Raw genomic sequence first — 12,524 nt, forward strand, 5'->3', positions numbered from 1 at the left:
ATGATAAGAATAGAATAACACAATAAAGCATCCGAGGTATGAAGATGGAATGGCATCAAATTCAATATTTTCAAATGGTAGCAAAGACACAGCATATAACAAGAGCAGCAGAACAGCTATCAATTTCTCAGCCGGCCCTTAGCCGGTCAATTGCAAAGCTTGAAGAAGAATTAGGTGTTCAGCTTTTTGATCGGAAGGGGAGGAATATTTATTTAAATCGTTATGGAGAAATGTTTTTAAATAGAGTCGAACAATCAATTAAGCAAATTGAAATTGGAAAACAAGAAATACGTGATGAAATCCACCCTGATCATGGAACGATTTCATTAGCATTTCTGCCATCACTTGGCATGAGTATCGTTCCTGAAATTGTTAGCTCCTATCAAAATCAGTATTTCAATGTAAAGTTTCATTTAACCCAAGACTCTACTAAGCAAGTAATGGAACAACTAAAATCTGGAAATGTTGACCTTGCTTTAATTGCACTTCTTCACGATGATAAAGATATCGTATGGGAACCGCTTTTAACAGAGGAACTATTTTTGATTGTTTCAGTGGACCATTGGTTAGCAAGCTATGATGAAGTTGACCTGAAAATGATTGCAAAAGAGCCGTTTATATCTTTTAAAGATGGATATGGTTTACGGACCATTATTCACCATTTATGCAATGAAGCGGGTTTCTCTCCGAATATTGTATTTGAAGGGGAAGAAATAGGTACAGTTTCCGGATTCGTTGGCGCCAAATTAGGAGTATCATTAGTTCCTGATCTACAAGTGCTGGATAAAAATAAGGTGAAACTCATACATTTGAAGCATCCAAGATGTAAAAGGGATGTAGGAGTTGCATGGCTAAAGGATAGCTATTTATCACCTGTTACAAAAAGATTTATTCAGTATGTTAAACATTTATTCTAAGTAGCAAACAAAGGAGTAATAATGAGGAATGAGTTATATACAGCGCGGAACACGCACTTTTCGCATGGCAAATTTAGCTTTATTTGCAGGTGGTTTTAATACATTTGCAATTCTTTGGGGGACGCAGCCGCTACTGCCGGATATTGCAAAAGAATTTCATATATCTCCGGCTGTCTCAAGTTTAAGTTTATCATCTACTACGATCGCTTTAGCAATTAGTATGCTGATTGCTGGTTCTTTATCGGAAGTATTTGGACGTAAGCCAGTCATGACAATTTCATTAGTGGCTTCTTCGATTTTAGCCATTTTGACAGCGTACAGTCCTACTTTTCATCTATTAATTTTCTTTAGAATTTTACAAGGGGTTGTATTAGCAGGGCTTCCAGCGGTGGCGATGGCTTATTTAGGCGAGGAAATTGAACCACCAAGTTTAGGAATGGCAATGGGATTATACATTAGTGGAAATTCCATTGGAGGAATGGGCGGCAGAATCATAAGTGGTATTTTAACGGATTATTTTAACTGGCATGTTGCTCTCATAGGTATTGGAATCATTAGTTTGCTTGCAAGTTTAGTATTTTGGGCTATTTTACCGAAATCAAATCATTTCACAGCACGGAAATTTGAACTGCACTCGCTAGTAAAATCTTTGTTCAGCCAGTTTAAAGAGCCGGGTCTTATTTATTTATTTGCAATTGGCTTTTTACTAATGGGAAGTTTCGTATCATTATATAACTATATTGGTTTTCAGCTTATTGCACCACCGTATTCATTAAGCCAAACATTAGTTGGATTTATTTTTATCGTGTATATCGTTGGTACATTCAGCTCTACATGGATGGGGATGCTAGCTGATCAACATGGACGAAGAAAAATTTTGCAGGTTTCATTGTTTATTTTATTAATAGGTGCTTGTATTACTTTAAATACAAATCTATGGATTAAAATTATTGGCATTGCTATTTTCACGTATGGTTTTTTTGCTGGTCATTCAATTGCGAGCGGATGGATAGGACAATTGGCTACACATGATAAAGCGCAGGCCTCATCACTATATTTATTTTTTTATTATGTCGGTTCAAGCATCGGAGGGACGACAGGTGGAGCTTTCTACAGCGGTTATGGATGGTTCGGCGTCGTCGCAATGATTGTAGTACTTACGATCATTGGCATTTTGTTATCTATTCGTTTAGGCTTCGTTGCAAAAAAAAGAATGAAGCTCTCATCCCATAGTATTTAACGGATTAGGAGGCTGGGACAAAAAGCATGTAACGAAAGAAACCACGAATATTGCTCTAACCCAGCTCCGGAAGTATACTTCCGGAGCTGGGTTATCCAATGTTCGTCTTTAGCTAACTACTTTTGAGTTTTGTCCCAGCCTTAATTTTTTTGAAATAACTGTTGAAAGGAATTATAAAATAGCTGAAATAGCCCGTTGTCACGGGCTGCTTCCGAATGATTTTCAGTTAATAAGCATATGATAATGTCGAATAACCTCCTTTTATATATTCATTGTAACCTCTGTACATCTCCATATATTTACGTTTAGTCCAAAAGTTTGTAAGAAAATCGTATTGACAGTGAGATAGGAATGAAATAAAATTGTAAATGAAAATAATAATCATTTACAATTAGTTTCCGGCATTTTATCTGAAATTTTTAAATATATAGGAGGGGTATGTATGTCTAGGCTTTCAGCAAAAAATTTGAAAATTGCCTATGGAGAGACTGAAATTATTCGCGATTTAAGCGTAGAGATTCCAGATGGGAAAATTACGAGCATTATCGGTCCTAACGGTTGCGGAAAATCTACATTATTAAAAACATTGTCGCGCATTCTTTTTCCACATAATGGTGCGGTTTACTTAGATGGTAAAGAAATAGCAAAAGAGGCTACGAAAAAAATTGCCCAAAAGATGGCGATTTTACCACAGTCACCTGATGCCCCAGAGGGATTAACCGTTGCAGAACTTGTTTCGTATGGGAGATATCCTTATCAAAAAGGATTCGGGAAATTAAAAGCGGATGATTGGAAAGCAATTGATTGGGCATTACAAGTAACTGGTGTAGATGCATTCAGAAATAGACCAATTGATGCACTTTCAGGAGGACAAAGGCAGCGTGTATGGATTGCCATGGCATTGGCTCAAGAAACCGATATCATTTTGCTTGATGAACCAACGACTTATTTGGATTTATCCCATCAACTTGAAGTATTAGAGCTACTACAATATTTGAATCGTGTAGAGCATCGTACGATTGTTATGGTTATTCATGATTTGAATCAGGCAGCTCGTTTTGCTCATCATATTGTAGCAATGAAAGATGGGGAAATTCAGAAACAAGGCAGTGCTGACGATGTTATGACTTGTGAAGTTTTACGAAATGTATTTAATATCGATGCAGAAATTGTAACAGATCCTAGAACAAGAAAGCCGGTTTGTCTCTGTTATGACTTAGTAACCTCCTATAATAATGCAGCAGATAAAATTGCTCAGTAAATGATTTTTTACGATACTAATTGATAATGATTTTCAACAAGAGATTAAAGTGGGGGTAAAAGAATGAAAAGACAGAAATCATTCATTATAACAGTTTTATCGATATGTTGCCTGCTAGTATTGGCTGCTTGCGGAAATGATAAAGCATCTACGAAAAAGGATGCAGAGCCAAAAACAAAAGTTTATCATGCTGATAATGGAAATGTAAAAGTTCCGACTCATCCATTAAGAGTTGTTGATGTAACGTCTACCTATACAGGATGTTTGTTAAAGTTAGGAATTACACCTGTAGGGGTTACCCAATATTCGAAAAATAATTCATTTTTTGGTCATAAATTAGATAAGGCAAAAGTTGTAACATCTGATTCTCTTGATAAGATTATGGCCTTGAAACCGGATTTAATTATTGATTATACCAATGACAAAAACATTAAAAAGCTATCAAAGATTGCCCCAACAGTTGTATATACATATGAAAAGAGAGATTATCTCCAACAATTTATTGAAATTGGTAAATTGGTGGGGAAAGAAAAACAAGCAAAAAATTGGGTTGATCAATGGAATGCAAAAACAAAAGCTGAAAGTGCAAAAGTGAAAAAGGTCATCGGTAAAGATGCAACGGCTACTGTTTTGGAAAGTTATGGTAAACAAATGTATATTTTCGGCGATAACTGGGGACGCGGCTCAGAAGTTATCTATCAAGCACTTGGAATCAAGATGCCGGAAAAGGTTAAAAAAGATACAAAACCTGGATATAAAGCAATATCTACAGAGGTGATTCCAAAATATGCAGGTGATTATATGTTTGTTTCAAGCTGGGGAGACACATCAAACAATTCATTTATGAAAACAGATGTGTGGAAATCATTACCTGCATATAAAAATCATCATGTTATTACAGTGAATGCCAATGATTTCTATTTCAATGACCCGATTTCATTAGAAAATGAATTGAAAATTATTGTGAATGATTTAGTAGCAGCTAATAAATAATGAGGTCAAGGGAAGATATAGATGGCACGCATGAATACGGATGAAAAAGGATATTCGATTAAGTCACGTCCAGCAGTTGGCACAATTGTGTTAACTGCTGGAATTATAATACTTGTTGGTAGCCTAGTCTTAGCGATTTCAGTAGGTGCTGCAAATATTAAATTTTTAACAGTATGGCAAGCAGTCTTTCAATATGATCCAAGTAAAGAGACTAATAAAATTATTATGAGCTTGCGGATGCCTAGGGAGATTGGAGCTGCTGTTGTCGGAGCTGCCCTTGCTGTCAGTGGTGCTATTATGCAAGGAATGACACGGAATCCGTTAGCTGATCCTGGTTTACTTGGGCTCAATGCAGGTGCAAGTTTTGCACTAGCTTGTATTTTTGCGTTTAATCCGCACGTTTCTTTTATGATGATGATGTGTTTTTCATTTTTAGGAGCTGCACTTGGTGCGAGTATGGTGTTTGGGCTCAGTTCAATGCGAAAAGGAGGACTTTCTCCTTTACGACTTACTTTGGCAGGAGCAGCAGTCTCAGCATTGCTCACATCTTTAGGTGAGGGGATTGCCCTTTATTTTAAACTGTCCCAAGACTTAGCTTTTTGGACAGCAGGTGGAGTATCTGGAACGACATGGCTGCAGTTGGAAATTGTTATCCCAATTGTTGTTATTGGTATTTTAATTGCGATTATGATGTCAAAAGGATTAACGATTCTAAGTTTTGGTGAAGAAATAGCAAAAGGGTTAGGGCAAAGAACGTTTCTAATGAAATTAATTTTAATGCTCATTGTCCTTATTTTAGCGGGTGTTGCCGTATCGCTTGTTGGATCGATCGCATTTGTAGGGTTAATGGTGCCGCAAATAGTACGCTTTGTGGTAGGAACAGATTATCGTTGGATTATTCCTTGTTCAGCTGTTTTTGGCAGTATTTTAATGGTGTTGGCTGATACGGTTGCACGTACGATTAATGCTCCTTATGAAACACCGATTGGAGCAGTTGTTTCCTTGATTGGCGTTCCTTTCTTCCTTTATCTTGCGCGAAAAGGAGGAAAGATTAAATGAGGAATACGAATCAACAAAAAAGGTTTCGGATAACATTACTCATTTCGCTCATTGTATTAATTACTGTATTAGTTATTAGTCTCGCTACAGGATACATCTCTTTAACTCCTACCCAGTTATTGCAGATCATAATTGGACAAGGAACAAGTAATGAGAATTTAATTTTTTTCCAGTTTCGACTGCCGCGATTATTAGTTGGGATTTTTGCCGGAATGGGATTAGCAGTTTCGGGTGCTATTTTGCAAAGCATAACGCGCAATCCTCTTTCAGATCCAGGAATTTTAGGGATTAATTACGGAGCAGGACTCATGGTTGTGATTTATATTTCTTATTTTACAGCCGATTCATCTAAGTTCTTATATATATTGCCTTTATTTGCATTAATAGGGGGAATAGCAACAGCCTTTTTGATCTATCTGTTTTCTTATAAAAAGGGAGAGAGAATGGAGACAACAAGGATTGTTCTCGTTGGTGTTGGTTTGTCAGCGGCCTTTTCTGGAGCAATCATTACACTAACGTCCCATTTTAACCGTGATCAATATACTTTTATTGCGAGCTGGCTGGCCGGCACAGTTTGGGGAGATGACTGGAACTTTGTAGTGGCATTACTCCCTTGGATTGTCTTCTTAATCCCAATTGTATTATTGAAGTCAAATGTCTTAAATACTTTATATTTGCATGAAAATGTTTCTGTTGGACTAGGCGTCCATGTAGAGCGAGAAAGAATCCTTCTTATTTTGATTGCCGTTGCATTAGCTTCTGCATCTGTTTCTGTAAGTGGAGGAATTGCCTTTATTGGTTTAATGGCTCCGCATATTGCACGTTCATTAGTCGGTTCGAGCCATCAATTGTTTGTCCCAATTGCGGCGATGATTGGAGCAATATTATTGATTACTGCTGATACTATCGGGCGTGTGATTTTAGATCCGAGCGGTATCCCAGCAGGAATTATTGTGACGTTGATTGGAGCGCCATATTTTATGTACTTAATGGCAAAAAAATGATGTATAGGGAGAGAGTATAAATGGTTAAAGATTTATATGACGTAACGGTTATTGGTGGAGGTCCGATTGGCTTATTTACTACTTTTTATAGCGGCATGCGTAATTTAAAAACAAAGTTGATTGAATGTACATCTGAATTAGGCGGGAAAATTACGATGTTCTATCCAGAAAAAACATTAAGAGACATTGGTGGAATTACTGGCATTAAAGGCGGAAATTTAGTTGAACAACTCATTCAACAAGCAAAAACCTTCAATCCAACAATTTGCTTTAATCAACGTATATCTGACCTTGAGAGACTTTCAAATGGTACTTTTTTGTTAAGAAGTGAAGCAGGAGAAATTCATTATACTCGTACAGTTATTTTAACGGTCGGAGCGGGAATTTTTAAACCAATTAAATTAGATTTGCCTTATTCAGAACGTTATGAACAATATAATCTCCACTATTCAGTTGATGAACTTGAGCGTTTCCGAAATCAGCGCGTCCTTATTTCAGGCGGTGGAAATTCAGCGGTAGACTGGGCAAATGAGCTAGTATCAATTGCGAAAAGTGTGATGGTTGTTCACAGAAACAATGATTTTCGTGGCCATGAACGTCACGTCAGCGAAATGAGAGAAAAAACAGAAATACTAACTCCCTATACATTAAAACAGTTGCATGGTGATGGCGATTTTATTCAGTCTGTCACAATCGAGCATACTGAAACTGGGTTGACAAAGCATATCGAAATAGATGCTCTTGTCGTAAATCATGGTATTCAAGGCGATTATGGAAAAATGGCTCATTGGGGTCTCGAGATGCGTGAAGAGCGTTTTGTTGTCAACCATGCAATGGAAACGAATATCCCAGGTGTTTTTGCTGCTGGAGATGCGGTCACATATCCTCATAAGTTGAAATTAATAGCAGGAGGGTTTACAGAAGGGCCGATTGCATTAAATAGCGCTGTACGCTATATGAATCCAAATGCTGAGTCGATGGCCATGTACTCGACCCATCATGAAGCATTATTAGAAATGAACCATGAAACATTATATTAAAAAAAAGTCTAATTCCGATTGATGGCAGGAATTAGACTTTTTTCTTTATAGCTAAGAGTTATGCATTGTATGGAAGTGTCCTTTTAATTCAATACAATTGTTTTGCTTGCAATCTTTGTATTGTATCCAGATTTTGAAACGGTTGTTGTAATCAAATATTGTCCTTTATAAAAGTGAGAATTGGTTGTTAACTTATAAGTGATGGTACCCTTTGAATTTGTTTTGGTTGTTGTATTCTTAACAACACCTTTAATTGTCGTAATAACGATTTTAACATTCGCATCGCTTACGGGTTTTTTAGAATTAGCGTTTAACACATTTTCAGTAATCTGTACAGTATTTCCTCGTTTATAGGTTGATTGGTTTGTTTTGAGTGAAGTGGAAAAGGAACTTTTTATATACGGAGCTTGAACGAAACCATATCCGTAATAATGATCTTTTCCCTTTGCTCCAAGATCAATGGTCGACGTATATAATTTTGCAATCAATGCTTGATTACTTAAATGCGGATATTCTTGTTTTAATAAGGCTAATGCACCTGTAACAAACGGCGTGGCCATTGAAGTACCATCCATCCAAGCATATTGATTCCCGATATAAGTACTTAAAATATCAACGGCAGGGGCAGTAAATTCAATTTCTTTCCCGATGGATGAAAAAGATGCTTTCTTTAAATTTTTGCCAACACCACCGACGGCGACTGTTGAAGAAAGCCGTGCAGGATAGTCGATATTATCCGTCTTAGATGATGTTTTTGAATTGCTGTGGTTGCCGGCAGCTGCGACGACAAGAATTCCATTACGACTTGCTTTATCTACTTCCTTTTTTAGTGCCTCTGAATAGTCTAAAGTACCGAAACTCATATTGATAATATTCATGTGATGCTTAATGGACCATTCGATACCTGAAATGACATCAGATATATAACCATCTCCGTCCGACTTTAGTACTTTGACGGCATATATTTGTGCGTCTGGTGCAACTCCTACAACACCGATCTTGTTATTCTTTGCTGCAATAATACCAGCCACATGTGTGCCGTGGCCATCAGTATCATTGTAAGATTTTGATACCATAGAAACGCCGCCGGCAATGGATAAATCCGGATGCTTTGCAATGCCAGTATCTAAAACGGCAATTTTAACTCCTTTTCCTGTAAAATGGGAGCTCCAAGCTCTAGGGGCCTGAACCTTGCTGACGCCCCAATCACGAATTTGTCCGCTTACTCGCACTTTTTGATCAGGTTCTATTTTAGCAATTTGATCATTTGCTTGTAACTTTGAAATTGCAGATTGCGGTACTTCACCAGCAATGGCTGAAATGGAATGGAATGAATGTTTTACCTTTCCATCTAATTGTGTAATGGTGTTTTTCTCTATGTTGTTTTTAAAAATAATGATGACATGTTTTTTTGAAGCGCTGTTCTTTCCATAGGTGATATTCTGTGTGCATGGAACGATGAGGATGGAACAAAGAAAGATAAAAAATACTCTATACACATGTTTTCCATATTTCATCAAGTATGTCCCCCCTTCATGATTTAAACAGTTACTAGAATTATATCAGAATCACTCATAACAGAAAGGATAAATTTTATCTGATATTAAAATTTTTAAAAAATAATAAAAGGTTGGATACAGACAAGATTAACATTCCCAAAACATAAGAAAGCATGCTCTAGAGAAGAAGCTTCACTAGAGCATGCTTTTTTGAATTCTCACTGCATTTGCGCTTGATGAATGTAATCTGCATGATCGTTAATGGCAGGATTTTCAGTTTGAATGGTGGAGTGAATAATGCCATATTTACTTTTTAGCATCTGGTTAATTGTTTTAATAATGGTTAACGGTTCATCGTTCTTCTTTATAAAAACATGGGCAGTGAGCGAATATTGATCAGTAGCGATATTCCATAGATGCATTTCGTGTACATCTTCTATGCCCTCTAAATGGCGGATATCTGAACGAATCTTTTCCAGATCTAATTCCTTTGGTACTGCATCCATTAAAATTAAATAAGATTCATGAACGATTTTAGCTCCGCCAGTAAAAATAACAAAGCCGATGATCATACTAATAAGTGGGTCAAAAAAGTATAGGCCTGTAAAATAAATAATGATTGCCGATACGATGACTCCAACGGAATTTAACAGATCCCCGAAGAAATGCCATAACGCACTTTTTACATTTAAATTATGCTCTTCTTTAGTGCTTCTATAAAGTATGATTGTCAAGATAATGTTCACGATTAAACCGATTGACGCAATGATCATCATCCACTGAAAATCAATTTTTTCGGGATGAATAAATCTTTTAATTCCTTCAATAAAAATTCCAATGGAAATGATGATAAGTGTTAGTCCATTTAAAAATGATGCAATAATTTCAAATCGCAAATAACCGAATGTATAGTGTTTGTTAGGTGGTCTTGATGCTAAATAAAGAGCAATCATACTAAAGCATAGCGCAATGACATCAGAGGCCATATGGGCAGAGTCGGAAAGTAAAGCAAGTGAGTGCGAAATAAGGCCTCCAATAATTTCTACGATTGTAAAAAACAAAGTTAGGATGAGTGTCGTCCAAAGTGTTTTTTTAGATTTTTTTTGTATTTTCATATGAGGGAGATGATGGTAATCATAATTTTCCATAACATATCACACCTTCTTATTAATTTAAAATAAATTTAATTTAATACTTAATATAATACATGTATTCTAACATATTATTTGCGTTATTAATAGTATTATTCTCAATTAGATGTGAAAATTTAATTCTAATTGAGAATGCTAATCAATATCAACTTAGATAAATTCCTCTCAAATAATATGAAGTAAGTGAAGAATGTGTGTTGAAGGGGAAAAGAATAATGTGATGTTGGTGTTTTTTGTGAGATGGATAGGGGATGCAAGCTTCGCTTTGGGGTTCAGCAAGTATCCTAAAACTGCAATCAATTTGAGTAGGCGTTAGAAAGATCACTAAAAAAACATTCTAGAGCAATCCAGAATGTTTTTTAGTGTTATTCTACTGTTAAACTTTTTGCTAAGTTTCGAGGACGGTCAACATTATATCCGCGGACACAGCCAGCATAATAGGCTAATAGCTGTAAAGGAATAGCTGCCAAGATTGGCATAAGAAGAGGGTGTGCTTCAGGAATGTACATAACCTCATCAACGACACTGCTTATTGAGTCATCACCAATCGTTGTAATCCCTACAACATAGGCATCACGGGCTTTCATTTCTTTAATATTGTTAACAGTTTTCTCACGTAAATGGTGCTGTGTAGCAAGAGCAATTACTGGTATTCCTGGAGTAATCAATGCCATCGTTCCGTGCTTCATTTCACCAGCAGCATATGCATCGGCATGAATGTACGCTACTTCTTGAAGCTTAAGAGCACCTTCTAATGCAAGGACATAGTCACTTCCACGGCCAACAATAAATATTTTTTCCTGATCATTTGTAATTTGTGCAAATTGGTCAATGGCGTCTTGCGTCATAATGAGACACTTCTCCACATCCTCAGAAAGTGAATGTAGAGCATCTAAAAGAACAGGGATTTGCTCAACTCCACGCCCATTCATTTGCTTTGCTAATACAATTGCCAGTAGGACAAGGCCAGTAATTTGAGATGTATAGGCTTTTGTTGCTGCAACAGCTAATTCTTGCCCTTCATAAGTATAAATTGTGCAATCGGCTTGGCGTGAAAGTGTGCTTTTCCAATGATTTGTAATTGCAATGGTTGGGGTTCCATATTTTTTTGCCTCTTTTAGAGCAGATAATGTATCTGCTGTTTCACCAGATTGACTCACGACGATGACAAGATGCTTGTCAGTCAACGTACTATGTTCACAACTAAATTCGGAAGCAATCGCCACTTCAACTGGAATTTCAATTAATGAATCAAGTATCTTTTTCCCGATTATTCCCGAATGATAAGAGGTACCACTACCAACGATCATAATCTTTTCGAATGATTGCAAATTTCGTGAATGCAAAAAACCTTCAAGCTCGGGTATAGCAACACCATCTTCTGTTAAACGTCCTTTTAGTGTACGTTTAATTGCCTCTGGTTGTTCCATAATTTCTTTTAACATATAATGCTCGTATTGTTGTAATTCAAGCTCCTCGTGGTTCCATTGAATATGAACCCGTTTAGGAGTCACTTTGTCACCGCTCAATGTCTTCACTTCTACAGCGGTCTGTGTTAATACCGCTAATTCACCATTTTTAATTGGATATATATCCTTCGTGTATGGGAGTAGAGCTGGGATATCAGAAGATAAATATGCTTCATCTTGCCCAAAACCAATGATTAGCGGATTGTTTTGCGAAAGAGCAATCATTTGATTAGGATCATTTTTTGACAGGATTGCTAATGCAAATGTTCCTTTCAAAAGAGGGATTACTTCTCGCACAGTTTCTTCAAAATGGCCGGTATCATAGTGAGCTAAAAGATGTGGAATGACTTCAGTATCCGTATCGGTATGAAAATGATATCCCTCTTCCAGGAGGAACTTTTTTAATTGCTGATAATTTTCGATGATTCCATTATGCACGACAAAAAAGCGCTCTTCCTCATCGCATAAAGGATGTGAGTTGGAGATAGTTGGAGTACCGTGAGAGGCCCATCTTGTATGTCCAATACCAAGATTGCCATTGATAATAGGCTCTAATTGAAGAGATGCTTCTAAATCTTCAACGCGTCCTTTTTCCTTTCGAAGTTGAATTTCATGAAAATTTGAAATGGCAATTCCGGCTGAGTCATAACCCCGGTAATCCAATCTCCGCAAACAGTCAATTAGGATGGATTGTGCTGAATGCTTGCCAATATAGCCTACGATTCCACTCATTATGTTCACCTCACAAATGAAAAGCTTTCTATAAAATATATGCTATCATGAAACGAAAGGATGTTGTAGAAATAAATAAAAAACTTATAGAGATCATTCTCTACAAGTTTTTATTTTAGATAGGTAAGCTTAAAAAATGGCAAACTGGATATGGAAGAA

General features: G+C 36.7%; 10 protein-coding genes. 7 read left to right on the forward strand and 3 right to left on the reverse strand.

Going from position 1 to position 12,524, the window contains the following annotated elements:
* The first annotated feature begins 44 nt into the window (after positions 1 to 44).
* From G4D61_RS03520 to G4D61_RS03550, 7 genes are all read left to right on the forward strand, one after another.
* On the forward strand, positions 45 to 917 hold the full coding sequence (locus tag G4D61_RS03520; protein ID WP_025728913.1) for a LysR family transcriptional regulator: 873 nt from the start codon (positions 45 to 47) through the stop codon (positions 915 to 917).
* A gap of 28 nt (positions 918 to 945) precedes the next feature.
* Positions 946 to 2,157, forward strand: a complete 1,212-nt coding sequence (locus G4D61_RS03525) for an MFS transporter (RefSeq protein ID WP_035352784.1) — start codon at positions 946 to 948, stop codon at positions 2,155 to 2,157.
* A 442-nt stretch (positions 2,158 to 2,599) separates the two neighbouring features.
* On the forward strand, positions 2,600 to 3,418 hold the full coding sequence (locus G4D61_RS03530; protein WP_163173239.1) for an ABC transporter ATP-binding protein: 819 nt from the start codon (positions 2,600 to 2,602) through the stop codon (positions 3,416 to 3,418).
* A gap of 63 nt (positions 3,419 to 3,481) precedes the next feature.
* Positions 3,482 to 4,411, forward strand: a complete 930-nt coding sequence (locus G4D61_RS03535) for an iron-hydroxamate ABC transporter substrate-binding protein (RefSeq protein ID WP_025728907.1) — start codon at positions 3,482 to 3,484, stop codon at positions 4,409 to 4,411.
* A gap of 21 nt (positions 4,412 to 4,432) precedes the next feature.
* On the forward strand, positions 4,433 to 5,470 hold the full coding sequence (locus tag G4D61_RS03540) for a FecCD family ABC transporter permease (RefSeq protein WP_025728904.1): 1,038 nt from the start codon (positions 4,433 to 4,435) through the stop codon (positions 5,468 to 5,470).
* Positions 5,467 to 6,474 (forward strand): FecCD family ABC transporter permease, encoded by a 1,008-nt coding sequence (locus G4D61_RS03545; RefSeq protein ID WP_025728902.1) that lies wholly within the window; start codon positions 5,467 to 5,469, stop codon positions 6,472 to 6,474. The genes G4D61_RS03540 and G4D61_RS03545 overlap by 4 nt, the downstream gene beginning before the upstream one ends.
* A 20-nt stretch (positions 6,475 to 6,494) precedes the next feature.
* Complete coding sequence (locus G4D61_RS03550; protein ID WP_035352781.1) at positions 6,495 to 7,514, forward strand: NAD(P)/FAD-dependent oxidoreductase; 1,020 nt, start codon at positions 6,495 to 6,497, stop codon at positions 7,512 to 7,514.
* 83 nt (positions 7,515 to 7,597) lie between these two features.
* Here G4D61_RS03550 and G4D61_RS03555 read toward each other — a convergent pair whose 3' ends face one another.
* From G4D61_RS03555 to glmS, 3 genes are all read right to left on the reverse strand, one after another.
* Complete coding sequence (locus tag G4D61_RS03555; RefSeq protein WP_025728898.1) at positions 7,598 to 9,031, reverse strand: S8 family peptidase; 1,434 nt, start codon at positions 9,029 to 9,031, stop codon at positions 7,598 to 7,600.
* Positions 9,032 to 9,231: 200 nt separating this feature from the next.
* A complete protein-coding gene (locus G4D61_RS03560) occupies positions 9,232 to 10,161 on the reverse strand; it encodes a cation diffusion facilitator family transporter (protein ID WP_035352778.1) in 930 nt (309 codons plus the stop codon).
* Between the two features lie 368 nt (positions 10,162 to 10,529).
* Positions 10,530 to 12,365 carry a glutamine--fructose-6-phosphate transaminase (isomerizing) gene (gene glmS / locus G4D61_RS03565; RefSeq protein WP_025728897.1) on the reverse strand — a complete coding sequence of 612 codons (1,836 nt, stop codon included), beginning with the start codon at positions 12,363 to 12,365 and terminating at the stop codon, positions 10,530 to 10,532.
* Positions 12,366 to 12,524: the final 159 nt, after the last annotated feature.

It is taken from the genome of Heyndrickxia ginsengihumi (genome assembly GCF_011008565.1).
Lineage (GTDB): Bacteria > Bacillota > Bacilli > Bacillales > Bacillaceae_C > Weizmannia > Weizmannia ginsengihumi.